The sequence below is a fragment of the Olivibacter sitiensis DSM 17696 genome (assembly GCF_000427965.1).
Taxonomy (GTDB): Bacteria; Bacteroidota; Bacteroidia; order Sphingobacteriales; family Sphingobacteriaceae; genus Olivibacter; species Olivibacter sitiensis.
On the sequence record NZ_ATZA01000019.1, the window covers coordinates 58,842 to 84,574 of the forward strand.

General features: G+C 43.5%; 23 protein-coding genes. 12 read left to right on the top strand and 11 right to left on the bottom strand.

What is annotated here, in order from left to right; translation table 11 throughout:
* Positions 1–188: 188 nt before the first annotated feature.
* A complete protein-coding gene (locus A37S_RS0111615; protein WP_028297130.1) occupies positions 189–620 on the top strand; it encodes a secondary thiamine-phosphate synthase enzyme YjbQ in 432 nt (143 codons plus the stop codon).
* A gap of 3 nt (positions 621–623) precedes the next feature.
* On the opposite strand, the gene A37S_RS0111620 is transcribed toward A37S_RS0111615, so the two are convergent.
* Entirely contained in the window at positions 624–851 is a 228-nt protein-coding gene (locus A37S_RS0111620) for a DUF6965 family protein (protein ID WP_028297131.1), read from the bottom strand.
* A gap of 306 nt (positions 852–1,157) precedes the next feature.
* Here A37S_RS0111620 and cmk point away from each other — a divergent pair, with 306 nt between their 5' ends.
* The gene (gene cmk / locus A37S_RS0111625; RefSeq protein ID WP_028297132.1) at positions 1,158–1,847 is read left to right on the top strand and encodes a (d)CMP kinase; all 690 of its coding nucleotides are present in this window, start codon (positions 1,158–1,160) and stop codon (positions 1,845–1,847) included.
* Positions 1,848–1,889: 42 nt separating this feature from the next.
* Here the strand turns inward: cmk and A37S_RS0111630 are convergent, their stop codons facing one another.
* A complete protein-coding gene (locus A37S_RS0111630; protein WP_157278597.1) occupies positions 1,890–3,176 on the bottom strand; it encodes a DUF3472 domain-containing protein in 1,287 nt (428 codons plus the stop codon).
* A 193-nt stretch (positions 3,177–3,369) separates the two neighbouring features.
* Between A37S_RS0111630 and A37S_RS0111635 the strand changes: the two genes are divergently transcribed.
* The 3 genes from A37S_RS0111635 to A37S_RS0111645 are packed head-to-tail and all read left to right on the top strand — an operon-like array spanning position 3,370 to position 4,808.
* Positions 3,370–3,873 (top strand): TlpA family protein disulfide reductase, encoded by a 504-nt coding sequence (locus tag A37S_RS0111635; protein ID WP_028297134.1) that lies wholly within the window; start codon positions 3,370–3,372, stop codon positions 3,871–3,873.
* A 39-nt stretch (positions 3,874–3,912) separates the two neighbouring features.
* Positions 3,913–4,554, top strand: a complete 642-nt coding sequence (locus A37S_RS0111640) for a thioredoxin family protein (protein WP_084163876.1) — start codon at positions 3,913–3,915, stop codon at positions 4,552–4,554.
* Between the two features lie 47 nt (positions 4,555–4,601).
* Positions 4,602–4,808: a hypothetical protein gene (locus A37S_RS0111645; protein WP_028297136.1), complete on the top strand. Its 207-nt coding sequence runs from the start codon at positions 4,602–4,604 to the stop codon at positions 4,806–4,808.
* Positions 4,809–4,879: 71 nt separating this feature from the next.
* Here the strand turns inward: A37S_RS0111645 and A37S_RS0111650 are convergent, their stop codons facing one another.
* Together A37S_RS0111650 and A37S_RS0111655 are read right to left on the bottom strand one after the other, a co-directional pair.
* Positions 4,880–7,684 carry an outer membrane beta-barrel protein gene (locus A37S_RS0111650; RefSeq protein WP_028297137.1) on the bottom strand — a complete coding sequence of 935 codons (2,805 nt, stop codon included), beginning with the start codon at positions 7,682–7,684 and terminating at the stop codon, positions 4,880–4,882.
* 24 nt (positions 7,685–7,708) lie between these two features.
* Entirely contained in the window at positions 7,709–9,613 is a 1,905-nt protein-coding gene (locus A37S_RS0111655; protein WP_169719484.1) for a M1 family metallopeptidase, read from the bottom strand.
* Between the two features lie 195 nt (positions 9,614–9,808).
* Here A37S_RS0111655 and A37S_RS0111660 point away from each other — a divergent pair, with 195 nt between their 5' ends.
* The 3 genes from A37S_RS0111660 (at position 9,809) to secDF (ending at position 14,380) form a co-directional block, all read left to right on the top strand.
* Entirely contained in the window at positions 9,809–10,630 is an 822-nt protein-coding gene (locus tag A37S_RS0111660; RefSeq protein WP_028297139.1) for a thymidylate synthase, read from the top strand.
* A 19-nt stretch (positions 10,631–10,649) separates the two neighbouring features.
* Positions 10,650–11,153 (top strand): dihydrofolate reductase, encoded by a 504-nt coding sequence (locus A37S_RS0111665; protein WP_036602316.1) that lies wholly within the window; start codon positions 10,650–10,652, stop codon positions 11,151–11,153.
* A gap of 218 nt (positions 11,154–11,371) precedes the next feature.
* Complete coding sequence (gene secDF / locus A37S_RS0111670) at positions 11,372–14,380, top strand: protein translocase subunit SecDF (RefSeq protein ID WP_028297141.1); 3,009 nt, start codon at positions 11,372–11,374, stop codon at positions 14,378–14,380.
* A 219-nt stretch (positions 14,381–14,599) separates the two neighbouring features.
* On the opposite strand, the gene A37S_RS0111675 is transcribed toward secDF, so the two are convergent.
* From A37S_RS0111675 to A37S_RS0111700, 6 genes are all read right to left on the bottom strand, one after another.
* Positions 14,600–15,538 (bottom strand): glycoside hydrolase family 43 protein, encoded by a 939-nt coding sequence (locus tag A37S_RS0111675; protein ID WP_245586365.1) that lies wholly within the window; start codon positions 15,536–15,538, stop codon positions 14,600–14,602.
* Between the two features lie 93 nt (positions 15,539–15,631).
* Positions 15,632–15,976 (bottom strand): 50S ribosomal protein L20, encoded by a 345-nt coding sequence (rplT, locus tag A37S_RS0111680; protein WP_028297143.1) that lies wholly within the window; start codon positions 15,974–15,976, stop codon positions 15,632–15,634.
* Positions 15,977–16,072: 96 nt separating this feature from the next.
* Complete coding sequence (gene rpmI, locus A37S_RS0111685; RefSeq protein ID WP_028297144.1) at positions 16,073–16,273, bottom strand: 50S ribosomal protein L35; 201 nt, start codon at positions 16,271–16,273, stop codon at positions 16,073–16,075.
* A gap of 71 nt (positions 16,274–16,344) precedes the next feature.
* Positions 16,345–16,914, bottom strand: coding sequence for a translation initiation factor IF-3 (infC, locus tag A37S_RS0111690; protein ID WP_036602318.1), 570 nt, complete (start codon positions 16,912–16,914; stop codon positions 16,345–16,347).
* A 12-nt stretch (positions 16,915–16,926) separates the two neighbouring features.
* Positions 16,927–18,852: a threonine--tRNA ligase gene (gene thrS, locus A37S_RS0111695; protein ID WP_028297146.1), complete on the bottom strand. Its 1,926-nt coding sequence runs from the start codon at positions 18,850–18,852 to the stop codon at positions 16,927–16,929.
* Between the two features lie 224 nt (positions 18,853–19,076).
* Entirely contained in the window at positions 19,077–19,670 is a 594-nt protein-coding gene (locus A37S_RS0111700) for a chemotaxis protein CheB (RefSeq protein ID WP_028297147.1), read from the bottom strand.
* A gap of 387 nt (positions 19,671–20,057) precedes the next feature.
* On the opposite strand from A37S_RS0111700, the gene mnmA reads away from it, so the two are divergent.
* The 3 genes from mnmA (at position 20,058) to A37S_RS0111720 (ending at position 24,032) form a co-directional block, all read left to right on the top strand.
* Positions 20,058–21,146: a tRNA 2-thiouridine(34) synthase MnmA gene (gene mnmA, locus A37S_RS0111710; RefSeq protein ID WP_028297148.1), complete on the top strand. Its 1,089-nt coding sequence runs from the start codon at positions 20,058–20,060 to the stop codon at positions 21,144–21,146.
* 117 nt (positions 21,147–21,263) lie between these two features.
* Positions 21,264–23,618 carry a type I DNA topoisomerase gene (topA, locus tag A37S_RS0111715; RefSeq protein WP_028297149.1) on the top strand — a complete coding sequence of 785 codons (2,355 nt, stop codon included), beginning with the start codon at positions 21,264–21,266 and terminating at the stop codon, positions 23,616–23,618.
* 6 nt (positions 23,619–23,624) lie between these two features.
* Complete coding sequence (locus tag A37S_RS0111720) at positions 23,625–24,032, top strand: hypothetical protein (RefSeq protein WP_028297150.1); 408 nt, start codon at positions 23,625–23,627, stop codon at positions 24,030–24,032.
* A 24-nt stretch (positions 24,033–24,056) separates the two neighbouring features.
* On the opposite strand, the gene A37S_RS0111725 is transcribed toward A37S_RS0111720, so the two are convergent.
* Entirely contained in the window at positions 24,057–25,253 is a 1,197-nt protein-coding gene (locus A37S_RS0111725; protein ID WP_036602321.1) for a GAF domain-containing sensor histidine kinase, read from the bottom strand.
* 198 nt (positions 25,254–25,451) lie between these two features.
* On the opposite strand from A37S_RS0111725, the gene A37S_RS24490 reads away from it, so the two are divergent.
* The gene (locus A37S_RS24490) at positions 25,452–25,691 is read left to right on the top strand and encodes a DUF2721 domain-containing protein (RefSeq protein WP_245586366.1); all 240 of its coding nucleotides are present in this window, start codon (positions 25,452–25,454) and stop codon (positions 25,689–25,691) included.
* The last annotated feature ends 42 nt before the right edge of the window (positions 25,692–25,733 follow it).

A 25,733-nucleotide genomic window follows, 5' to 3' on the forward strand; every position in this document is an offset into this window, starting at 1 on the left:
AAGGTTTAAATGTAGGGCGATTGCTTTTCTTGGGATCTATTTCGGCGTTTTTATCTCCGTTATTGGAAGACGGGGTTGAACATGTAGCGAAAAAGAGACCGCAGATAAAAATAAAAAATAAGTATATTGACCTGAAAAAAATATCTAAACTAAAAGTACGCATTTGGGGCACTAAGTTAAAAAAAACCATGCAAGTCACGAAGATATATCAGAAAAACATCTCTATACCGCCCAAACCAAGGGGATTTCATCTAATTACGCAGCTCATACTTAATGCTCTGCCTGAGATCGAAAGCATCTCCATTGGTGTATGCCAGATATTCATCCAACATACCTCTGCTTCACTTACCATTAATGAAAATGCCGATTCCACCGTAAGGGTAGATTTTGAAACCTTTTTTAACAAAACCGTAACGGAAAACGACTCCGACTACCTACATAACTATGAAGGGCCCGATGACATGCCTGCTCACATAAAAAGCTCCCTTTTGGGATGCTCGGTATTGGTCCCCATTGCAAATGGTCGGCTCTCATTGGGCATGTGGCAGGGAATATACCTATGTGAGCATCGCAATCACGCAAGCTCTAGAGAACTGACGATAACCGCCTGGGGAGGATAATTGCTAGTCGTTCTTTTGACTTTCTGTCTTTTCCAAAATCTCCTTAAGCTCCATAAGGTGCCAGTAAGCAGGGCTTTTAGTATAATCCCCTCGTTTCATTATTTCGGCCAGTTCTTGAAAATTACTGCTCAAAAACCGCTTCATGTCCGTTATCATAGACCAAGGATGCCACGCCATTTCTGCTGGCAATTGTCTGTTGTCAAAAAATTCTTTTAATTCTGCTGGGGTCATAGGGCACAAAAATAGTCAATATACAGTACAAAATGTGTACAGAATAACACACATACCAATTGGCATATCATCAAACCTTGTGACTTAACTTCTATGGCTTGCATTCCGTGCCTAATGAATGATAGGGATTATCATTATGAATGCGAGAGAAAAGAGCATAAAAAAGCCCGGTGTTTGGGGATACCGGGCAAAAACGTATGTTTTTAAATCAACCTAAACCTATCTAAAGCGTAGCACATACCGTGCCAAAAACAAAAGACAAATCGCCGATTCACTTATGTCTCAAAAAAACTATCTTTGCATATCATGAATCCACCCAATACTATTGTTGCTATAGATGGCTATTCATCCTGTGGCAAGAGTACAGTTGCCAAAGAATTAGCTAAAAAGTTGCATTTTGTATACGTAGATACTGGCGCGATGTACCGGGCCGTTACACTGTACTTCGTAAGAAACCGTGTCAACCTGGACGACCTGCACCAGGTAGAAGAAGCGCTGAAAAACATACATATCGACTTCCATAAGGAAGAGGACGTGACGCATATACTATTGAATGGAGAGGATGTATCCGAAGAAATACGAAAAATGCATATCTCCGAACAAGTAAGCGCTGTAAGTGCCCTGAAGGCTGTCCGTCAAGCAATGGTAAAACAGCAACAGCGTATGGGAAGCAAAAGAAACGTCGTAATGGACGGCAGGGATATCGGAACAGCCGTATTCCCACATGCGCAGGTAAAAATATTCATGACAGCAGATCCGAAAGTGCGTGCAGAAAGACGGTATCTCGAACTCACCCAAAAAGGAGAGTCTGTCACACTGGAAGAAGTCTTTGAAAATATTGCTCATCGCGATTATCAGGACACCACCAGAAAAGAAAGTCCACTAACTCGCGCCGATGATGCTATCATATTGGACAATACAGAACTAAACCAAGAACAACAACTCGAATTTGTACTGGATAAAGTGAAATTAGCCGTTCCACATTCTATTATATAGATTCGTTTAATGCCCGAATCACACTATTTGGCCAAGATCCATTCACGGCAACTGCTGCAAATCGATCTTGGGAGCCGCAATAGGAATTGGCACCTCTAAGGGCGTGCCGTATTGGGTATATTCATTGAAAAAGCCGCAGTTTTGCAAAAAGAATTGCTTTCCGTCCGTGCCACCAGCATAGTCGAGGCGATATCCCTTCCTTGCCGTGGCGTCATAAGTAAAAACAGCCTTGTTTATCGGGTGCCATTTCCCTCTTACATCACGTACCCATTGATTGCCGAAGTTTACCTTACGGGTATAAATACCCTGCTCTGGACTGAAGTTCTCCAAAAACGAATAGAACCCCTTGAGATAGGTATCGGTCTTGGGGCGTTTGAAACTGGCGATAAGCCGCCAATCATTTTCCTCAGGTGCAAAAAACCAAGCCGTATAAGTAGTAGTACTATCTCTATTTGGTTCTCCTTTTAGCAAAAACTTGTACGTGTTTCCCGTTATCCAGTTGTATTTAAGGTAACTCTGCCCGCCGGAGCCTTCATTGCCAAACTCGCCCGTATTCACCTCCTTCCCTTTCTTAAGTAAATGGATACGTTGATCTTCGGGAATATCCTGAGGTCTGTCTGTCTGGAAAGGACTCCAAACGGAAAACAAGACACGACGTTCACTCCTGGAATTGACCTGCATACCAAAATAGCCACCCCCAAAACCGTTGGCCATATAATAGGAACCGACCACGTCCTCGCCTTGCGGCACGGTCACCTCGTTATAATAATAGACAATTTCGTTTTCCGTGGGAATCTGGTATTTCAGGTGTACCGATGGCCCGCGCCTTCCAAAGTGAAACAAGTTGTCTTCATTGCTGGCCACGAAATGGTTTTGCCCCTGCGTAGCCTCCCCATTGAGCATTACCGATTGAAATTGCGAAATAGGTACAGGCCCATCCACCGTCCGCAGACTGATGCTCACATATCCCGAATCGACAGTATCCCATGAACCGAGAAAGATTTTTGTGGGGGAAGTTTTTCTTAATTCCACCCGCTTGCGATCTCCCTGTACCTCCACCTCAATAGGAGCATCAAAGTCTACGGCCGCTTCTATCCACACATGGAGTGTACCCTGTCGGGCCAAACGCACATAGGTTTTGCTCCATTGCGTGGCATCTTTCCAAGGATTGCCCCTTCTAGTTCCTTCAGTCGCTTCCTGGCCCACGACCCAAGTGTTGCCGGCTACGGGAACATGTATTGCTGCTGTTGTATCGATGGTCGTTTGTGCGTGGGCCGAGCACCAAATCGCCAACATCAAAAAGATTATATATAACTGATTTTTAATCATATAGCTATTATTTTAAATGTACATCTATTAGCTCTAAGGTAATTCTTTTGGCACTACCAGGAACCAGACAACAAGTTTGTTACACAATCGATGGCGTAATCCCATGAGGCAACAATATTTTTAGCATGATTAAAACGGGCAACACTTGCGATAATAATTTGTTGTATCTTATATTTGTGTAGAAGATTGTAATATGAAACAGGTATTGGGATTCATGATGTTAGCTTTCTTGACCAGCGCTTATATCGATCGGCCGAGTAAGGCGGTACACTTAAGCACGCTGGATGAGCTGGAGACCCGCTTGTCTCAGGGGGGTGATACCATTTTTGTTGTCAATTTTTGGGCTACTTGGTGTGGGCCTTGTGTCAAGGAAATGCCCTATTTTGAGCAATTGGTTTCCGATAAGTCGGCTAACCTCTCCCCCATCAAACTGTTGTTCGTCAGTCTGGATTCTCCCAAGAAGCCGCAGGTAGTCGAAAAATTTGTAGCCGACAAAAAAATCCGGAACGAGGTGCTCATTCTCAACGAGACCGATCAGCAGGAATACATAGACAGGATCTCGGAGGAATGGTCTGGCGCCATACCAGCTACCTTGTTGGTACAGAAATCCAAAAACAAGCGCAAATTCCATGAACAAGAATTTACCTTGGAGCAATTGGAGCAAAGCCTACTGGCTTTTCAGACCCAATCGCAATAGTCAACAAAACAATATCATCATTCAAAAATGTAAAAGATCATGAAAAGAATCACATCAAAATTGAAAAACCGACTATCTGGTGCAATCGTCGTGGTAATGGCCAGCATGATGGTGCTGGGCTACGCGCAAGCGCAGGAAAGCGGTTATCAGGTAGGCGACAAGGTCGCTGATTTTTCCCTGAAGAACATTGACGGCAAGACAGTTTCTTTTTCCAGTTTCCCGGACGCCAAGGGTTATATCGTCGTATTTACCTGCAACACCTGTCCGGTAGCAAAGTCCTATGAGGAGCGCATCAAGGAACTCGACGCGACCTACAAATCGGCAGGCTATCCCGTGATAGCCATTAACCCGAACGACCCCGTTGTTCAAAAAGGAGAAGATCTGGCCGATATGCAACAAAGGGCCAAGGACAAAGGTTTCACCTTCCCTTACCTATTGGATCCAGGACATGTGGTGACCAAGCAATTCGGCGCTACACGCACCCCGCATATCTTTATAGTGGAAAAGACCGAAGCAGGAAACGTGGTACAATATATAGGTGCCATTGACGACAATTCAAACGGCGAACCTAGCAAGTTCTTCGCAAAAAATGCCGTTGACGAGTTGCTGGCAGGCAGTAAGCCCACTACGAACTTCACCAAGGCGGTGGGATGCACCATCAAATGGGGCAAAACAATATAGCCATTACTATGGTTCTCCATACATAGAGGACATAAAAAAGTATTGCTATGTTAAGTAAATTTGAAAAATGGTCTGGCTATATTGCCGAGGAGCTACCTGGCTATCAAACTAAATACGATGAGAATGCCCTGGTGGTTAGCAAAGATGGTGTAGATGCCGTCGTTGTGAGCTACAATAGCGGGCGATATGACATCACTGGTCAAGATCTCCCTGCTGTAGAGAAGGTAACAAGCATTACCCAGCATCATCGTTGAGAAAAACAAGGGGACTGAAAATATGACGTTTCAGTCCCCTTGTTTTTTATATCGATTTATGTTTTTCTTGGCTAAAACATAAAGAACCTATCTTTTCCGCCTACTTTCTGGCCAAAGTTTTGAATGTTGTACGTCAAGGTGAGCATAAAGTACCTGCCGATATTGTTTGTCTGTATGTCGTTTATCCGGTTTTCGGTAATTGTGAGATTGCGTCTTACGGCATTTTGCAGCAGGTCGTTTACCGAAAACTTCAATTGGGCTCTATCATTTTTCATAAACAAGTAAGTCAGCCCAGCATTCCACAGTTTGATTTCATTGTTGTACCCCTCCAATTGTTGTCTGTTGGATATAAATTGAAAGTTTGTCTCCCAAACAAGTTTTTTGGGTAACCTAACGATCAACATACTTTCGCCGGAATGCGTGACAAAGCTGAGGTCGTTGAAGAACGAATCTTCATACCTACTTATTCCCCGCGAAAAGTTATAGTTTTGTCCTAGTTCCAATACATCATTGAAATTGACCCGCACGGAAATCCGCGGATTGAAATTATATACGTCTGCATTACTCTCTACCTCGTTCAAAATCATCTTTCTACGGTCGTAGCTCCCGTACATACCACCGCTCAAAGTCAACTGATTTTTGCTGAACTTAAAACTTTTGTTGACGTACACACCGGCGTATTCCTGCCAAAAACCATTCACATTCACAGGCGTGGCCGTTTGTACGCCATCTGCATCGATAGTACGTGCCATTACAATGCCATTATTCTGAATGGTGCCGTAACTGTAGACATTGTAACTGAGCCCACTTTTCATGTCATACTTATACAGGTTCAGGCTAACTCTATGGTTTTCCGTAGGCTTTAGGTCAGGATTACCATATTGGATGAATAAAGGATTGGTATTATTGGCCACGGGCTGTAGATATTGTGCATTGACCTCCTGAATACTGGGGCTATAGTCCAGTTGCCAATCCTTATACCTCACCGTGAGCGATGGGAGTACGTAATGAAAATCCTGTTTAAAGGATTCGTGGCTTGTGAACTTATTGGAGAGATTGATGGTATTGAAAATCAGGCCGGGCTCTATCCGCAGCTTGCTATTGACCGACCAGCGGATGCGCGCTCGTGCATATCCCTTGAACCCATCCTGCTGTACGGTTTCGCTCAGAGATGGAACGGCAACGATATAGTCATCGCTGGCTTCGTCTTTATAAAAAGTAGACAGCGCATTCTCCTGTTCCAGGTAAGTTCCCGTAAAGTAGAAAGTCAGTGAAAACTTCTTGCTCAAGGGCTCCACATAATTGGCGGAGAGAAAAGCATTGAAATTGCTGACCTTGTTTTGCCTTAGCTGATCTACGACAGTCTGTGATGGTTCCAGGTAAAACACACTGTTCGAGAAGTTTTGATTGTCATCCGAATTGTCCGTACCGGAGATACGAAGGGCGGAATTAAATGTTCTTCCTTTTTTCCTGACTGAGCTTCTCGAATAGTCCGTTTGTATGTTATAAGAAAGATTAGTTCCCTGCTGATACTGCTCGTTTTGTGACGCATTAGTCAACTGACCAATGGAATTTTCTGTCATCAAGCTATCCATTCCCCTATTGTTGAGCGTAGAGATGGTGACATTTGGCGTTAGGTTAAAGGTGCTCATGCTGTCGATTTTCCATCTTAGCTTCCCTCCTATGTTATGGGTATAGCTTCTATTGGTATTTTGCGCCAGGCTATTGGATATCAGGTTATAGCTAGGAAGGGTCTGGTCGGTATAGGTCTGCCTCTTAAGAAAATTGTCCGAATAGCCTAAGAAATATTGTCCATTCACTACCAGCCCCTTTTTGGTGAGGGTATTGAAATTGAACCCTCCACCAGCCGACGATTGTATACCACCTCCCATGGAGCCACCAAAGCCGATGTCGTTAATCCGATAGCCACCGTCGCTGTTCATGTAGATAGAGTTGCTCCCACTTCGACTAAATCCCCCGAGACTCATCATGTCATTCATGCCGAATGCCGGTTTATTGACATTGTTTCCATATCCCAAGATGCTCAACTGCGTAGTATCGCGAAAGGCATTGAGAATAGCCCCTACCTCGTACAGTTCATCTAGCCCACCGCCCCCGTAGAGTTTGCCAAATGCACCTTGTTTTACCTCCTTCTTAAGTTTCAGGTTGATGACCTGAGGTATTTCTGATGCTACGAGGTCTGGATTTTGGTTCGTAATCTCTTTGTCTTCCGTCACCTGCACCTTGTCTATTAGGTTGGAAGGCAAATTCTTGGTGGCTATCTGCTGATTGCCACCAAAGAACTCCTTGCCATCTACCAATATCCTGCTCACGGGCTTGCCGTTCACTCGAATGCTCCCGTCCTCTGCTACATCTACACCCGGTAGCTTACGCAATAAATCCTCTACCACGGCCGAGGGCAGTGTTTTGAACGATTCGGCATTAAATTCAATGGTGTCGTTCCTTACCAAGATCGGTGGCCGCTCGGCGCTGATGACCACCTCGTCCAAATCCTTCAACCGAAGGGCCAGAAATATACTGTCCAGCTTGATATCGGGTTTGTCCTTCGTAATCTCCACCTGCTTTCTAAGTACCTCGCGTTGCCAAGCGTTGATAACCAACCGGTAGGTTGCATCGACAGGTAGGTTTTTAAAGGAAAATGCACCCTTATCGTCAGACAACCTGTACATATACATCGTCGTATCCTGATCTTTAAAAAGGGAAACCGTGGCATAGCCGAGCGGTTGGCTATGATCTGTACTGTCTGCCAGTACCCCAGAGATAAGGCCCTTATTTTGGGCAAAAAGAGCGGTATGAGAACAAATCGCAATCAAAAAAAACGAAAAAACACTTAGGGTAAAATTTCTTGGCGTCATAAGGCTAGGAGTTGAAAGATGATATTAGTCGATTATATAAAACAGGTTGTCTTTTTTATTTTTGTCAGGCACGTAAACACTGCCCAATTCTACTTTTTTCAGTTTGTTGGCATTGGATGATTCCACTTCTACCACGGCTTGCTTATCGCCTTTTTCCCAAATACTGACAGGATAGTTGATATGCTCTATTGTTCCATCCTCGTAAGTAAAGCTCAGGTGAACTGGCAAGGGCATATCGCCCTTATTGTCAACATAAACGGTATAACCATTTACATCCTTTATGATTTTTGATATCGCCAAGTCAGTGACCCCACTCTGGTAGAACCAGGCCTTCCAGAACCAATTGAGATTCTTGCCACTTCCGGTGTTCATCGCTTGAAAGAAATCCATAGGTTGAGGATGCTTCCCATTCCATTGCTTAATATAATAATGCAGTCCCTTGAAGAATAAGGAATCTCCCAGAGCCTCCTTGGCATATAGGTAACCCAAGGCTGGCTTGGGATAGGAATTGGTGAAGCTAGAGGCACCTTTCAGGTCGGTAGTCAAGGTCATGATAGGTGTATCATATGCCGCACCCGAGGTAGCTGCCGTAGGCTTGATGCCATAGTCATCCACGAAGGTCGAATCGATATAGCTGGAAAGTATCCATTCACCGATAATGGCCCACCCCTCATCCATCCAAGCATACTTCGTCTCATTGGTCCCCATGTAAAAAGGGAACATGCTGTGAAAAATCTCATGGCTGGTGAGGGTAATGCCATCTTCCCTACTCTCGGTGGGATTGTCGTTGGCCATCATGGGATATTCCATCTGATCCAGCCCGTCAAACACCGTCATATGCGGAAATGGATATGGCCATTTGGGAAAAACGTGGCTCATTCCATGGACGGTCTTCCTGGCAAAATCTATCACCTCGAGGTAATCCCGATGCTTGGGATTGAACACGGCATCAACACGTGTTCTCCTTCCCGTAATGGAATCGACAAGCACGCTAGCAGACTTCCACACATAATGATCGCCCACACCAAAGGCAAAGTCGACAATATCCGCAGCACGATAGCGAAAGACATGTTGCTTATTGCCCTTTAAGACATTCTTTTCCTGCAGGTCCCGTTCCGTTATAACATCTAAAACGTCATCGTCGCCCTCGGCCTTTTGCAGACGCTGCACGATTGGTTGCTGAAACAGTTCTTCGGCATTTAGCAAATCGCCGGTGGCCCATACCATAAAATCCTGGGGTACGGCAATGGATACATCAAAAGAACAAAAGTCGTTGTAAAACTCCTCACTTCCACGATAAGGGTATTTGTTCCAACCATCGATGTCATCGTAGACAGCTACTCGTGGGAAAAAGTAAGCAACAAAAGCAGTCCCATCATCTACCTTTCCCGTACGATTGTGCGAACCCGCATTCAGCGTATATTCATATGAAATAGAAAACCGCATTTCCTTGCCGGACATCAACGCCGTTGGAGGCGTCAATACCATATTAGTGCCTTCTATCCTATACGATGTGCTATCTACTGGCTTACCATTTACGGCAAACGAATGGATAGTCACACCTTTGCCCAGATCGGATTTAGCGATCCTGTTTTCCGAAGATTTTTCGGCACCTGATTGATAAAGATTGGGGTATAGCTTAAACCAGATACTATCTAATGCATCTGGACTGTCGTTTTTATAGGTGATGGAAACCTCTCCTTTAATAAGCAAGGCCTGTGGATCGAAGGCAACATCGATGTCATATGCCGCACTGTTCTGCCAATAGGCTTTCCCCGGCTCTCCGGTTAAGGTTCTGGTATTTTTGTCCAAGGCTTTCTGGAAACTATAGGGAATAGGCAAAGCAACTTGCGCTATACAATCCTGAATATTCGGAAACAAAAAAAGCAAGAAGGATAGAAAAACAGGGTATCTTAAAAGGCAATTCATGTGCTATGGTATCAAATCAAAAATATATCACTAGTTAGTCGCCAAAAAACAGAAAATGTTGCACTTAAATTCACAAGGAAAAATGTTTTGATATTTTCACAATTAAGCATGTAATAGGGAGACTCTATTTTTCATTATGGCATTCCTCCTTTCATTCATAAGCACTATATTTGTATTTGTTAGAACAATACAGCGATGCAGCAATATTTGGACCTCATGAAGCACGTGCTAGCAAATGGCACAACGAAGACAGACAGAACAGGGACAGGGACCAAAAGTGTATTTGGTTATCAAATGCGATTCGATCTAAAGGAAGGTTTCCCTTTGACGACGACGAAAAAGTTGCATCTGCGTTCTATTATTCACGAATTGATCTGGTTCTTAAAGGGCGACACCAACATCCGGTACCTTAAGGAAAACAAAGTAAGTATATGGGATGAATGGGCCGATGAAGAGGGAAACCTGGGGCCTGTCTATGGCTCGCAATGGCGTTCTTGGCCTACGGCAGATGGCAGGCATATAGACCAAATAAGCCAGGTGATCCAACAACTAAAGACCAATCCAGATTCGCGGCGTATCATTGTGTCTGCCTGGAACGTAGGCGAGATAGCACATATGGCACTTCCTCCTTGCCACGCTTTCTTTCAGTTTTATGTAGCACCTCCCGATCCTGCCAAGGGACAGACCAAGCAGCAGTTAAGCTGCCAACTGTACCAACGCAGTGCGGATATCTTTCTGGGTGTTCCGTTCAATATTGCTTCTTACGCTTTGCTGACCATGATGGTAGCACAGGTATGTGATATGGAAGCTGCCGAATTTGTACATACATTGGGGGATGCCCATTTATACAGCAATCACTTGGAACAAGCGGCTATCCAATTGTCAAGGAGCCCAAGAAAATTGCCCACCATGAAAATAAATCCCGAAGTTGATAGTATTTTTGGATTTAAGTTTGGAGATTTCGAATTGATCGACTACGATCCCCACCCACATATCAAGGCTGCTGTAGCCGTTTAAACCAGTAAAAACAACCATTATGAGTGAACCTGTTTTATCTATCATCGTTGCCACCGACAAAAACTGGGCTATCGGAAAAAACAATCAGTTGCTGTGGCACCTCCCCGCAGACCTAAAGCACTTCAAGCAAGCCACCTCAGGGCATCCGATTATCATGGGAAGGAAAACCTTCGAGTCAATTGGCAAAGTACTGCCAAAAAGGAAAAACATCATCGTGACCCAGCAAGAACAATACGATGTAGAAGATGCCATCGTTGCGCATTCGATGGACGAGGCTATCCAGATGGCCAATGACGACGAAGAGGTGTTTATCATCGGTGGAGCTACGATATACCAGCAAGCTATCGCAAAATGCGACAAGCTTTATCATACCATTGTGCACGAAACGTTTGAAGATGCCGATACCTTTTTTCCCGAAATAAAAGATGATGAGTGGCAATTGGAAGAAGCCGAACACCACGCCGCCGATGACAAGAATCCCTATGATTATAGTTTTTTTGAATACAGCAAAATAAGATCCTAGGGAAACAGCCGATTAAAAAACATTTGATATTGAACAAGTTAAAACAAAACAGGAAACAAACAACAACCTAGCTCTGTATTTTGTTTGAAAAAAAACCACTTAACAAGGCAATAAGCATACAAATAACTTATTGTTTATACAAAATTTTCATAGCTTTGCCGTTCTTAAACGAGTAGTGCAACAATAAAAATTATATTTTATAATCATTCAAAACAACAATGCAAGGTAAAGGGCTAATTAATTTTTTTGTAATACTGATATCCATTGCGTGTTTGTATTCCCTATCTTTCACATTTGTCACCCGCAAAGTGGAACGTGACGCTGCTGAATATGCTCAAGGCGATGCAGCAAAGGAAAGGGCGTACCTAGACTCAATGGCTACGGTAGATGTTTACAATTTGGGGTTTGCAAAGTTCAACTACCAATACTGTAAGGAGCGTGAGATCGCCTTAGGGCTCGACCTTAAGGGGGGGATGAACGTGACGATGGAAATCTCTCTACAAGAGCTGATCAAGAATTTGGCAAACAATCCCGATGACGCCAATTTCAACAAAGCATTGGAAAATGCCGAATTGAGGAGCCGACAAAGCCAAAAGGACTACGTTTCCTTATTTGGCGAAGAGTACAACAAACTGGAGCCCAGCGGCAAACTAGCCAATTTCTTCGCAAATAAAGACAATGCGAGTGCTGTCTCGGCCAATAGCAGCAATAGTGATGTTTTGCAATTTTTGCAACGCGAAGCTGGAAGCGCAATAGATCGCTCATTTAATATATTACGTACTCGTATCGATAAATTTGGCGTAACTTCTCCCAACATCCAGTTACAACAAGGAACCAATAGGATCCAAATCGAACTTCCGGGCGTGTCTGACGAAGACCGCGTACGCAAGTTGCTACAAGGGTCTGCCCAATTGGAATTCTGGGAGACCTATGACAATAGGGAGATATTTCCTTTGCTGGAAAACATCAACACTACTCTCGCCAGTATCCAGAAGACCGATGCAAAGCCAGCTGTAGCCCAAAAGGACACTAGTAACCAAGCAAGTGAAGGTGGTAGCCTAGCCGCATTGGGTGGCGATACTACCAGCAAAATAGCTTCTACCGGTACACAAGACAGTGCCAAGGCTGCACAGGAACAGCTCGCTAATCAAAATCCGCTCTTCTCCGTTCTAGTACCGGTGATAGGCACCGATGATCAAAATCAACAGTACCTGGCTCCAGGCCCCATCGTGGGATATGTAGCGCAAAAAGATACTGCGACAGTTAACTCCTATCTGAATAAGCCAGAAATCCAAAAAATCATCCCGACAAACGTGAGGTTATTATGGAGTGTAAAACCGGAAGGCGGCGCTTATCAACTATATGCCATTAAATCCACGGGGTTAAACGCTGGTCCAGTATTAAGCGGCAATGTCGTTACGGATGCTCGGGCAGATTTTGACGAACGGAACAATCCAGTAGTTTCCATGTCTATGAACAGTGATGGAGCACGCGAATGGAGATCCATTACCGCAGCAGCTTCCGCTGACCCTAACAATAAAAAGGCGATTGCCATTGTTTTGGACAATGTAGTCTACTCAGCACCTACCGTGCAAAACGAGATTTCCGGCGGCACATCTTCTATCTCTGGAAACTTCAAAATAGAGGACACACAAGATTTGGCCAACATTTTGAAGGCAGGTCGCCTTCCCGCACCTGCAAAGATCGTTTCTGAATCCATTGTAGGTCCTACCCTTGGTCAGGCAGCTATTGATGCCGGCATCAATTCATCCATCATCGGGTTAGTTGTTGTATTGGTATTTATGATTTGCTATTACAACCGCGCGGGCATCGTAGCTAATATTGCCGTGTTGTTCAATGTGTTCTTCATCATGGGCATACTTGCGTCTTTTGGGGCTGTCCTCACACTACCAGGTATAGCGGGTATCGTGCTGACCATGGGTACTGCTGTAGATGCCAATGTGCTCATATACGAGCGGATACGCGAAGAATTCAGCTTGGGCAAAGGCACCCGTCAAGCTATTTCCGATGGCTATAAGCATGCCATGCCATCTATATTAGACTCCCAGATTACCACGTTCTTGGTGGGTATAATACTGTATGTGTTTGGTAGCGGCCCTATTCAGGGATTTGCTACGACCTTGATCATCGGTATTATTACTTCCCTCTTTACCGCTATTTTCATCACCAGGATTATCTTCGACTGGATGTTGAAGAAAGACATGAAAATCAACGTGTCGTATCCTTGGAGCGATCACACCTTTAAGAACGCAAACTATGGGTTTGTGAAAAACCGTAAGAAGTTCTATGGTCTTTCCTTGGCCATGATCGTGATTGCTCTGATCAGCATATTCACTAAGGGCTTCAGTCTTGGCGTAGATTTTTCTGGTGGCCGTACCTATACCGTTCGTTATGAGAAACCCGTGAACCTGGAAGAAGTAAGGGATAACGTAAACGAAACGTTTGGCGTGACCAGTGAAGTAAAGACCATTGGCAACGAAAACCAAATCAAGATTACTACTCCTTATCTAATTGACAGGACGGACGATGCTGCAGATGAAGAAGTATTGTCTAAACTGAGCGAAGGACTGGACAAGATTGCAGGTAACCCTAGCGAGATCTTAAGCTCCGAGAAGGTAGGACCTACCATTGCAAACGACATCAAGACTTCTGCTGTGTGGTCTGTCATATTCTCGGTAGTCATCATAGCCCTCTATATCTTGCTGCGCTTCCGCAAATGGCAGTACAGTTTATCTGCAGCTATTTCCTTGATACATGACGCTATCATACTTTTAGGCTTATTCTCCTTATTAGATGGTATAGTGCCGTTCTCATTAGATATAGACCAACATTTTATAGCGGCCCTCTTGACTGTGGTTGCCTACTCTATCAATGACACCGTAGTTGTATTTGACCGTCTTCGTGAAGAGCTGGGCAAAGAAATCAATAAACGCAAACCGGTAGCAGAAGTCATCAATCATGCCATCAACAAGACCTTGAGCCGTACCATTATTACCTCATTGACGGTAATTTTTGTAATGGCTGTGCTATTCATCTTCGGTGGCGAAGTAATAAGAGGCTTTTCTTTTGCCATCCTGATAGGGATTGTTTTGGGTACCTATTCATCTATCTTCCTTGCTGCACCACTTGAGGTCGACCTCGGAGGTAAGGAACAAGAAGATGAACCTACGATTGCCAAAGCGAAGCTAGATACAGCAAAAGTATAAATACACGTTCCAATCTTAAAGAAGAAGCCGCGAATAATAATTAATATTCGCGGCTTCTTCTTTTAAATCTTAAAACAAGTTCTATGCACTTGTCATTTCGCTAATAAAATAGATAAGGAAATACCTTATCTTATGCATAGCCAGTTAACTAAAGGGAGTTAAATACAACAAATTCTATTTAACGTGGACAATGCAAATTATCATACACCCACAGTCTATTTATTTTGTCATTTGAATTTTATTGATCCGTCCATCTTTAGTAAAAATCATTTTGTCAATACAGGTCACTCGATGATGTGGACTGGTTTCACCCAATGGCCTACGGTGATACACCATATAATACTCATCTTTGTCTGGTGCTTTCATAACCGAATGATGCCCAGCTCCTGTAGCAATATTTTCATCTTGTTCCAGAACCACGCCAATGCGTTCAAAAGGGCCAAAAGGTGAATCGGCAATAGCGTAGGCCACCTTATAGTCGGGCCCTGTCCAACCACCTTCCGACCACATGAAATAGTACTTACCATTTCTAATAAACATGAATGGCCCCTCTACGTACTGATCTGGAGTCACCTCCCTAAACAAGGTTCCATCATCATCCAATGGCAATAAACCCGTGAAATCTGACTTCAACTTCACGACGTTGCAATGCTTCCATCCACCATAGTACATGTAAAAAGAGCCATCCTTATCCTTAAAAACAAATTGGTCTATCGGTTGAGCTCCGTTTACGATGGTGTCTATAAGGGGCTTGCCCAATAAATCCCTGTAAGGTCCCTGGGGCTGATCTGCAACGGCGACACCTATGCCCCCTACTTCTCCTTGGTGTACGTCATTAGCTCCAAAAAACAGGTAGTACTTCCCATCATTTTCAATAATGGAAGGTGCCCACATGGCTTTCTTTGCCCATTTAACCGCACTTGTATCCAATATACGATGATGTTTGTCCCAATTGATTAGATCTTTAGATGAAAAGGCATCGAAAAAAACCTGTTCTTCATAAGGAGCCGAATAGGTTGGATAGATCCAGTATTCGTTATTGAAAACAATCCCTTCAGGATCCGCATACCACCCCTTGAGGATAGGATTTTGTTGAGAAAATGAGGCATAGCTAATAGCGCTAAGAAACAAGCAAAAGACAATTCGAATATTCATCATAATAGATTTGGATAAAATAAAATTAAAGATGCAAAAAAAAAGAGACCAATGGTCTCTTTTTTTTACTAATAGATATCGGTAAATGGGTTAAATTTAGTTTACAGTATCAATAATCGCCTTAAATGCATCAGGATTGTTCATGGCCAAATCAGCCAATACCTTACGATTCAAACCTATATTTTTTGCATTCAACTTGCCTATAAGCTGAGAGTATGAAATCCCATGCTGACGAGCTCCTGCATTGATACGTTGTATCCAAAGTGCCCTAAACTCTCTCTTTTTGTTTTTACGGTCGCGATAGGCATATTGTAGACCTTTCTCAACTGTGTTTTTAGCAACGGTGTAAACCTTGCTACGTGCTCCATAATAGCCCTTGGCCATTTTTAGGATTTTCTTTCTTCTTCTTCTAGAAGCAACTGCGTTAACCGAACGTGGCATAATTTTTTATTTTTTTTTGGTCATCAGGCGCTATGTTTTGCAATAGACTTACTACCCAATACCCGGTCAATGAATGTTATTTAACAACAATAATCCTTATTTACCGATACCAAGCATGCGCTTTACATTACCCATATCTGCATCAGATACCAAGCCTCTTTGCGTAAGGTTACGCTTCTGCTTGGTGCTCTTTTTTGTCAAAATGTGGCTTTTATAAGCGTGCTTTCTAGTGATCTTACCGGTTCCAGTAATCTTAAAGCGTTTTTTAGCACTGGAATTGGTTTTTACTTTTGGCATAATTTTATTTATTTTTACCTGATCTATTAGTTTTTTTATATGTATGATTACCCCCTAAAGGGCGCCCATTATTATTTCTTGGCTGCAACCTTTGGAGCAACCGTTATAAACATCCTTTTTCCTTCCAATTTAGGCATGAGCTCTACTTTCCCGTATTCCTCCAATGACTGAGCGAAGCGTAACAATAAAATCTCTCCCCTATCCTTATATACGATAGCACGGCCTTTAAAGTGAACATATGCGCGCACCTTTTCACCCGCTTCGAGAAACTTGACGGCATGCTTCAGCTTAAAGTCGAAATCGTGGTCGCTAGTATTGGGACCAAAACGAATTTCTTTAATTACGGTCTGCTTAGCATTGGCCTTTATCTCCTTCAGCTTTTTCTTCTGTTCGTAGACAAATTTGCTGTAATCAACGATTTTGCATACAGGAGGATTGGCATTGGGCGAAATCTCTACCAAATCTAGTTCGAGCTCATCTGCGATTTTCAAAGCCTCCCTGATTGGGTATATTCCTTGTTCCACATTGTCACCAACCAAACGAACTTCTGTAGCTCTGATGTGCTGATTTATTCTGTGATCCGGTTCCTTCTTTTTGAATGGAGGGCGTGGCCCTCTTACTCCTGGTCTTCCTAATGCCAAATTAATTTCCTTTTAAATGGTTATTTCCTTGATTAATTGCTCTTTGAACGCTTCTGGACTCAATATACCCAAATCGGCTCCGCCATGTTTGCGGACAGAAACCGTGCCACTTTCCATCTCTTTTTCGCCCACTATGAGCATGTATGGAATTTTCTTCACTTCTGCGTCACGGATTTTCCTGCCCACTTTTTCATCTCTCAAGTCAATTAATCCGCGAATATCGGCATTATTTAGCGATTCCAAAAGTTTTTTCCCATATTCTTCATATTTTTCCGAAACAGGTAGTACAATGAACTGTTCTGGGGCAAGCCACAGCGGGAATTGTCCAGCGCAATGTTCTATCAATACGGCTACAAAACGCTCCAATGACCCAAATGGCGCTCGGTGAATCATCACGGGACGGTGCTTTTGATTGTCACTGCCTGTATATTCCAGCTCGAAACGTTCAGGCAAGTTATAGTCCACTTGTATGGTGCCTAACTGCCATTTTCTTCCAAGCGCATCTTTCACCATAAAATCGAGCTTAGGTCCATAGAAGGCAGCTTCTCCAAGCTCTATAATAGTATGGAGTCCCTTTTCTTCCGACGCTTCTATAATGGCCGATTCTGCCAAAAGCCAATTCTCTTCACTACCAATGTATTTAGCTTTGTTTTCTGGATCCCTGAGAGATATCTGCGCGGTATACTCCTCAAAGCCCAAAGCCCTAAATACGTAAAGTACCAGATCTATCACCTTCATAAACTCTTCTTTTACCTGATCTGGCCGGCAAAACAAGTGCGCATCATCTTGCGTGAAACCACGCACACGGGTCAAACCGTGCAATTCGCCACTTTGTTCATAACGATATACGGTGCCGAACTCCGCAAAACGGACCGGCAGGTCTTTATACGATCGTGGTTTCGTTTTATATATCTCACAGTGGTGAGGGCAATTCATGGGCTTTAAGAAAAACTCCTCTCCCTCCTGTGGTGTTTTTATGGGTTGAAACGAATCAGCTCCATATTTGTCATAATGCCCCGAAGTGACGTAAAGGTTCTTATGGCCTATATGAGGTGTTACCACAGGCTCATACCCTGCTTTTATTTGTGCTGCCTGTAAGAAATTGATCAGTTTTTGGCGCAGGGCCGCCCCTTTAGGTAGCCATAATGGCAGTCCCATCCCTACCCGTTCCGAGAATGCAAACAGCTCCATCTCCTTGCCCAACTTTCTATGGTCGCGCTTCTTGGCTTCTTCTATCATTTTCAGATAGTCGCTCAGTTCGCTTGCTTTGGGAAATGTGACTCCATATATCCGAGTCAATTGCTTGCGACTTTCATCGCCACGCCAGTAAGCTCCCGCTACATTGGTCAGCTTAATAGCCTTTATAAACCCCGTGTTCGGAATGTGTGGCCCACGACATAGATCGGTGAAATCACCTTGCGTATAAAATGTAATCTTTCCGTCCTCCAAGTCCTTGATCAGATCGAGCTTATATTCATCACCTTTCTCCTCAAAATAAGTTACAGCATCTGCTTTTGATACAGGCTGCCGTACATATGCCGATTTTTGCTTGGCCAACTCCAACATCTTGTCCTCTATCTTCTTGAAATCGTCAGAAGAGAAAGGCTGATCACCAAAATCTACGTCATAGTAGAAACCGGTTTCTATGGCAGGACCGATACCAAACTTGGTACCTGGATAAAGTGCTTCGAGCGCTTCCGCCATTAAGTGTGCCGACGAATGCCAAAAGGTGGCTTTCCCTTCCTTGTCGTTCCACGTCAACAATCTGACGGTAGCATCTTGTTCGATAGGTCTTGTGGCGTCCCAAACTTGCCCATTTACCTCAGCAGCGAGGACATTGCGGGCTAAACCTTCGGAAATAGACTGGGCTATCTGAAACCCAGTGACTCCCATTTCATATTCACGGATAGAACCATCCGGAAGCGTAATCTTAATCATCTACAACTATGATTTTTAAATTGTCAACCTAATTATTAAATGTCATTCAATCACTTACTAACGTGATTTTTCAATGTTGCAAAGCTAAACTTATTTATCAGACATCTGGAATATTTACCGGAAAAAACTAGCTTTTGCACCTTATATCAATTGATTATAGTCGATTTGGCTGACGAGAAAAACACATGTAATCTGTAACAGGCTAGCTTATCGCACGATATGTACTATCCACCTAAAGAACGTATATCCTTTATCCGTTGGACCAATTCGTCTCCGTTGAGCATAAAATCAATCATAGTCCTGTTTAGTGCCGCTCTAGGCATCACATCCACCTCAGCATCTTCGGGATTTTGAACGATAGTGAGGCCGCCCGCTTTCGATACGGACATCATGCCATCTGCACCGTCATCATTAGCTCCAGAGAGTAGCACAGCGGCCATATTACTACCAAAAACATCTACGGCACTTTGCAAGGTCACATCAATAGACGGTCTGCAATATTTAACAGGTTCCGAAACGTCCAATGATAAACTATGATCCTTTTCAATAAGCAAATGATACCCCCCGGGAGCAAAATACACCGTTGACGGTTGAAGTATTTCCTTTTCTTCCGCTTCCTTCACGCGAATGGTGCAATGAACCTGCAAAATCTTCTCTAAGGCACTCATTACATGCCCTCCCCTATGTACGACCGCAATAACCGGAATGGGAAAATCTTTGTGTAAGGAGGCCAATATTTTCTGTATAAGCGCTATACCACCCGCAGAGCAGGCCAACACTAATAGTTGTATGTCCCTATTTTTAATATCGGTATCCATAAATAAAATCAAACATACAAAACAAAATCATAACAAGGCAAGCTGATTTTTGTGTCATGCTATTAATAAATTCGCCAGCATATTATTTACTGAAGGGAATGATTGTGTAAAATACCAAAAATCAGGTATTGCATAACCAAATTAAACAAAAGACCTTTGAATAAGGAAAACGCTATTTTCTTTCTTAAAATTATGTGAGTCTTGTGCGCATAAGGTTGTTTGTTTTTTGAAGCTAGATGGTGCTCCCCAAGCTCCATCTAGCTTTTTCTGCTAAGTTTCGCATGCCTTAATCATCATCGCAACAATTCATCTTTACTTATTCGTGACTTGGCCACATTACTCTACCAAGAAATAGCCTTATCTTTGCATTTTCATAATTAAATTAGCATGAGCAAGCACGGAAGGATTTTAGTAGCCATGAGTGGTGGGGTCGACAGTTCAGTAGCATCGGTCATGTTGCACGAACAAGGCTATGAGGTTATTGGCCTTACCATGAAAACATGGGATTACGCATCCTCTGGCGGCTCTTCCAAAGAAACCGGTTGCTGTAGCTTGGATAGCATTAATGATGCCAGGGCTTTAGCCGTCAACTATGGATTCCCGCACTATATCTTGGACATTCGGGATGAGTTTGGCGATTTTGTCATAGATAATTTCGTTGATGAATACCTCGCAGGTAGAACACCGAATCCTTGCGTGCTTTGCAATACACATATCAAGTGGGAGGCCTTGCTCAAAAGAGCGGACAAACTGGATTGCGAGTTTATCGCTACAGGACATTACGCCAATATTTACCAGCACGATAATGGCCGCTACGTTATCAGCAAAGGGAAGGACGAACATAAGGATCAATCATATGTACTTTGGGGAGTATCGCAAAGGAATCTCGCACGCACCAAATTTCCTTTGGGTAGCTTCACCAAGAAAGAAATCCGACAAATGGCCCTAGAGATGGGACAGATGGAATTGGCCAATAAGTCTGAAAGTTACGAGATATGTTTTGTGCCCGACAACGATTACCGATCCTTTCTACGCCACAAAGTGGAAGATATCGATGAGAAGATCGGCAAGGGTAATTTCATACTTCGGGATGGAACGGTGGTAGGTCAACACCAAGGATACCCCTATTATACTATTGGACAAAGGAAGGGATTGGGTATCGCACTGGGGAGACCCGTATTTGTTACCAGCATACTGCCCGAAAGCAATACCGTGATGTTGGGAGACGAAAGTGAGTTGGAAAAAGGCAGTGCACATGTAAAGAATATCAACCTTATAAAATATGAGCACATCCATGAGCCTTTAGAAGCAGTGACCAAGATCAGGTATAAAGATGCCGGGATGGAAAGCCATATCGTAGAAGAAGATGGCATGATGAAGGTTGATTTCCAACATAAAGTCAAGGGAATCGCTCCTGGGCAATCTGCCGTATTCTATGAAGGCAATGACCTGCTAGGTGGCGGTTTCTTGATGTGAGACGGGAAAAGTGCGCATTAACATACTGTTAAAATAGTGTTTTTTTTGTGTTTGGACATATAAGCGTTTGTAATAACTTATATAAATCCCTTTCTTTGCAAAAATCAATTTTACTGAATGGCAAAGAATTTATTAATTGTAGAATCTCCGGCAAAAGCGAAAACAATAGAAGGATATTTGGGAAAAGATTTCCTGGTAAAGTCCAGTTATGGACATATCCGAGATTTAGTGAAGACAGATGATGCCATAGATACAGTAAACAATTTCAAGCAGAAATATGAAGTACCAGCAGATAAGAAAGCGGTAGTCAGTGAGTTGAAAAAACTAGCCAAGAGTGCAGAAACAGTCTGGCTCGCATCCGATGAGGACCGTGAAGGAGAGGCCATTTCGTGGCACCTGTACGAAACCCTAGGATTGAAGGACGACAATACAAGACGTATCGTATTTCATGAAATCACCAAACCTGCCATTCTTCAAGCTATTGAAGCTCCCAGAAAAATAGATTACAATCTGGTCAATGCCCAACAAGCCCGTCGCGTACTGGATCGTTTGGTGGGTTTCGAGCTCTCGCCCGTATTGTGGAAGAAGGTGAAACCGTCTCTCTCGGCCGGACGCGTACAATCGGTCGCCGTGAGACTTATTGTCGATCGCGAAAGGGAGATTATTAAGTTCACTGCCGAAGCGGCCTTCCGTGTAGTAGCTATTTTCCACACGGAGAATAAAAAAGAGTTGTTCCGTGCGGAACTTCCCAAACGGTTTGAAAAACTGGAAGATGCCGAGCGCTTTCTACAGGACTGCATTGCCGCACAATATGAGGTAAGCGATCTTCAAACTAGGCCCAGCAAGCGCAATCCTGCCGCTCCGTTCACTACTTCTACCCTGCAACAAGAAGCCAGTCGCAAACTGGGTTTTTCCGTAGCGCGTACCATGTCCATTGCCCAGCGCTTATACGAATCGGGCAAGATTACCTATATGCGTACCGACTCCGTCAATCTCAGCGATACGGCCTTGCAAGCGGCCGAGCAAGAGATCAGCAATACCTACGGAAGAAAATATTACAAAAGAAGGCAATACAAAACTAAATCGGCTGGTGCTCAGGAAGCACACGAAGCTATACGTCCTACTTATTTTTCCGACCATTCAATCGACGGTGACTATGCCGAAAAAAGACTCTACGAATTGATATGGAAAAGATCTATTGCCTCGCAAATGAGCGAAGCAGAATTTGAAAAGACTACAGCCAAAATAGCTATATCTACCCGTGAAGAACAAATGGTCGCCAACGGCGAAGTCATGAAATTTGATGGGTTTTTAAAGGTTTATTTCGAGTCTACCGACGATGATGACCAAGAGGTGCAATTGGACGATTCGGGAGATAATACCTTGCTTCCGCCATTGCATGTCGGTCAATCCTTGAACCTAAAGGAAATGACGGCTACCGAACGTTTCAGCCGCCCACCCGCAAGGTATACCGAGGCCAGTTTAGTAAAGAAATTGGAAGAACTCGGCATAGGTCGCCCTTCTACCTACGCCCCTACTATTTCTACGATACAAAACCGAGGCTATGTAGTGAAAGAGGAAAGAGAAGGTAAGCAACGAGCGTATAAGGTATTGAACATCCAATCGGGAGAAGTACATACAGTTACAAAAACGGAAACAACGGGGGCAGAAAAGAACAAGCTGTTCCCGACAGACATAGGCATCTTGGTCAATGATTTCTTGGTGGAGCATTTCAGGGATATTGTCGATTTTAACTTTACGGCCATCGTGGAGAAGGAGTTTGATGAGATAGCACATGGCCTGAAAGAATGGACAGCTATGTTACATGGGTTTTATGGCCCATTCCATCACGAAGTCGAGAACACCCTGCAACATGCAGACCGGGCCAATAGTGAGCGTGTATTGGGGATAGATCCCAATTCAGACAAGCAAGTGAGCGTGCGTATTGGTCGTTTCGGCCCTTTGGTTCAAATAGGTTCTGCAGATGACGAGGAAAAACCCCAATTTGCCAGTTTGCGTACCGGTCAGATGATCGAGACCATCACCTTAGAAGAAGCGTTGGAACTTTTCAAGCTTCCAAAAAAAGTGGGCATATTCGAGGACAAGGACATGACCGTTGCCATCGGCCGCTTTGGCCCTTACATCAGGCACAACAATGCTTTCTATTCCTTGCCCAAGGAGTTGGATCCATTGGATGTCAATGAAGACCAAGCTATCGAAATCATCAAAGAAAAGCGCAAACGTGACGAAGAAAAGGTGCTGAAGACCTTTGAGGAAAATCCGGAAGCCCGTATAGAACAAGGCCGATGGGGACCATTTATCCGTTTTGGCAAACAAAACGTAAAGATTCCCAAGGGCAAGGCCATCGAGGAAATCAGCTATGAAGATGTAGTTGTCTTGGCAGAAGCAGATGCCAAGAATCCGAAAGCCGGAAAGGCAGCAAAAGGCAGAGGAAGAGCGGTGAAGAAATAGAAAAGCATGAAAAAAGACCTTCCTGAAAATATCGTTGAAGACATCTACATTGCAGTTGTACTGGAAAGCGACTCGCCACATGGCAAATCATGGAATGTCTACCTAGTCAACAATAAAGATGTGGTCATTAAAAATGTATTGGTCAGCAGCAAAGGCTATGGACTGAAGGACAATAAGGAGGTAAAAACCTCCGTGCTTAGACATTTTATCGGCGATGTGGATACACATGAATATGCATTGATTGAAGCCATTGACGAGCAGGTATTTGGCCTTACCAACGAATATTTGCTCAGTTATTATATCGATAAAACCATATACGACAAAAAATTTATCTTTCTTCCGGAAAGCATTGTAGACAGTAACCTCACCCGTGTTCCCGTACTTAATAAGCCGGGTGTAGTTATTGGGAAATAGGCATAATGCAGTTCATGGACAAAGTCACTCCGTCAGTAGGGGCAATTGGATAGTAAAACAAGTCTGTTCATCCGTTGAATGGGCCTCTATGCTGCCCCCATGGGCACGTACTATCTCAGACGCTATATATAGCCCAAGTCCAAGTCCTTTCTTGTCTTTTTTTCGCTCTCCTTGTGAAAAGGGCTTAAATAAATGTTCCATGATGGCATCGGGGATTTTCTCACCAGCATTGGTGACAGTACACAGCAACTTGTCTCCCACCCTGGAAACCCTTACCTGTACGGATGCATATAAATCGCCATGTGTCAAAGCATTGCTCAAAAGATTAGAGAAAACTTGGGCCATACGCTCCGCATCGCAATAGATCGTTTCCCTACAAGTTACCTGGCACACGATATCACGATTGTGCCACACGGCCTGCAATTCCTTGATAACCCCATCTAGGATATTTTCTATATCCTCTTGCCGCCTGTCTATCTTGATGCCCGTACCAAGCTGCCCTCTAGCTAAATCGAGGATGTTATCTATCAGCCCTTTCATCCGATAAGAAGAATTATAGATGATCTGCATCATCTTTGTATTTCTTTCACCCAAATCTTGTCTTCTCAAAAACTGTGAAGTACTTATTATTGCTCCTAACGGATTGCGAAGATCATGTCCCAATATAGCAATAAACCGATCTCTCCTTCTCGACAATCTACGTTCTTCCCGTAATTTGTTTTCAACAATAGCAAGTTTCTCAAATGTATCCAGGTGCGCCGCTATCAACTCGGCAAACAGATTGAACATACCAATGATTTCCGGTTTGTTCAAATTTGCAGGCTTAAAATCAATGGCACATAACGTACCAAAAAATTTGCCGTTTTTCAGAATAATGGGAACTGATATATAACTTCTAAAGTTACGCTTACCAAGCTTTTTACGCCACAAGGGATTTTCTTCCTGATCTATATCTTCGATGACCACTACTTGACGCGTTTCGCAAATTTCCCCGCAAATGGTATTTTCCACGTCGAGTTCTCCGCCAGGTTTCAGTTCCGATGAGATTTCGTCCCGTACGCCACAGGCAACCCATCTTGCTTCCGTTACTCTCGCTATCACGGCAAGCCCCATGCCTGTACTTTGGCAAATAACTTCCAGTATGTTGGGTACTGCCGGAATGTTGCCGATAGCCTCAATATCGGCTTGGATATCTTTTTCTGATGATAAATGTTTTTCCATGGAACAATTTAAGATGCGAGTACAAAGTACAAAAAATAACAAAACAACAAAATCAAAGGGCAGTTATTTTATCGGTACATCTAAGCTAAACTTTGTGCCTCTCGCTTGCTCTCATTAATCCTTTTTATACATTTGCATTAGTCCTTGGCGTATCGTCATGGGCAATTGAAACTCACAACGCAAAAAAACAGTCCAAATATGCTCACCATCACCACCCCTGCCCTACTGTTTCCGGCCATCAGCCTCATTATGTTGGCCTATACCAATCGTTTCCTAGCGTTGGCCAGTTTGGTGAGAAGTCTGCATGCCAAGTTTGAGGAGAATAAGGAAAGCGGCATTCTACAGGGACAAATAAAAAACTTGCGCTATCGGCTGAGGTTGATAAAAAATATCACTACCAAACGGATAAACTTAAAAACAGGCAATAAACTCACTTAACTTACTGATTATCAGTAAATATTTTCATTAGATAAAAAAGCC

Bases quoted from the DNA above. Each gene is read 5' to 3' on its own strand.
- A37S_RS0111615 (WP_028297130.1), top strand. From the start codon at position 189: ATGCAAGTCACGAAGATATATCAGAAAAACATCTCTATACCGCCCAAA.
- A37S_RS0111620 (WP_028297131.1), bottom strand. From the start codon at position 851: ATGACCCCAGCAGAATTAAAAGAATTTTTTGACAACAGACAATTGCCA.
- cmk (WP_028297132.1), top strand. From the start codon at position 1,158: ATGAATCCACCCAATACTATTGTTGCTATAGATGGCTATTCATCCTGT.
- A37S_RS0111630 (WP_157278597.1), bottom strand. From the start codon at position 3,176: ATGATTAAAAATCAGTTATATATAATCTTTTTGATGTTGGCGATTTGG.
- A37S_RS0111635 (WP_028297134.1), top strand. From the start codon at position 3,370: ATGAAACAGGTATTGGGATTCATGATGTTAGCTTTCTTGACCAGCGCT.
- A37S_RS0111640 (WP_084163876.1), top strand. From the start codon at position 3,913: ATGAAAAGAATCACATCAAAATTGAAAAACCGACTATCTGGTGCAATC.
- A37S_RS0111645 (WP_028297136.1), top strand. From the start codon at position 4,602: ATGTTAAGTAAATTTGAAAAATGGTCTGGCTATATTGCCGAGGAGCTA.
- A37S_RS0111650 (WP_028297137.1), bottom strand. From the start codon at position 7,684: ATGACGCCAAGAAATTTTACCCTAAGTGTTTTTTCGTTTTTTTTGATT.
- A37S_RS0111655 (WP_169719484.1), bottom strand. From the start codon at position 9,613: ATGAATTGCCTTTTAAGATACCCTGTTTTTCTATCCTTCTTGCTTTTT.
- A37S_RS0111660 (WP_028297139.1), top strand. From the start codon at position 9,809: ATGCAGCAATATTTGGACCTCATGAAGCACGTGCTAGCAAATGGCACA.
- A37S_RS0111665 (WP_036602316.1), top strand. From the start codon at position 10,650: ATGAGTGAACCTGTTTTATCTATCATCGTTGCCACCGACAAAAACTGG.
- secDF (WP_028297141.1), top strand. From the start codon at position 11,372: ATGCAAGGTAAAGGGCTAATTAATTTTTTTGTAATACTGATATCCATT.
- A37S_RS0111675 (WP_245586365.1), bottom strand. From the start codon at position 15,538: ATGATGAATATTCGAATTGTCTTTTGCTTGTTTCTTAGCGCTATTAGC.
- rplT (WP_028297143.1), bottom strand. From the start codon at position 15,976: ATGCCACGTTCGGTTAACGCAGTTGCTTCTAGAAGAAGAAGAAAGAAA.
- rpmI (WP_028297144.1), bottom strand. From the start codon at position 16,273: ATGCCAAAAGTAAAAACCAATTCCAGTGCTAAAAAACGCTTTAAGATT.
- thrS (WP_028297146.1), bottom strand. From the start codon at position 18,852: ATGATTAAGATTACGCTTCCGGATGGTTCTATCCGTGAATATGAAATG.
- A37S_RS0111700 (WP_028297147.1), bottom strand. From the start codon at position 19,670: ATGGATACCGATATTAAAAATAGGGACATACAACTATTAGTGTTGGCC.
- mnmA (WP_028297148.1), top strand. From the start codon at position 20,058: ATGAGCAAGCACGGAAGGATTTTAGTAGCCATGAGTGGTGGGGTCGAC.
- topA (WP_028297149.1), top strand. From the start codon at position 21,264: ATGGCAAAGAATTTATTAATTGTAGAATCTCCGGCAAAAGCGAAAACA.
- A37S_RS0111720 (WP_028297150.1), top strand. From the start codon at position 23,625: ATGAAAAAAGACCTTCCTGAAAATATCGTTGAAGACATCTACATTGCA.
- A37S_RS0111725 (WP_036602321.1), bottom strand. From the start codon at position 25,253: ATGGAAAAACATTTATCATCAGAAAAAGATATCCAAGCCGATATTGAG.
- A37S_RS24490 (WP_245586366.1), top strand. From the start codon at position 25,452: ATGCTCACCATCACCACCCCTGCCCTACTGTTTCCGGCCATCAGCCTC.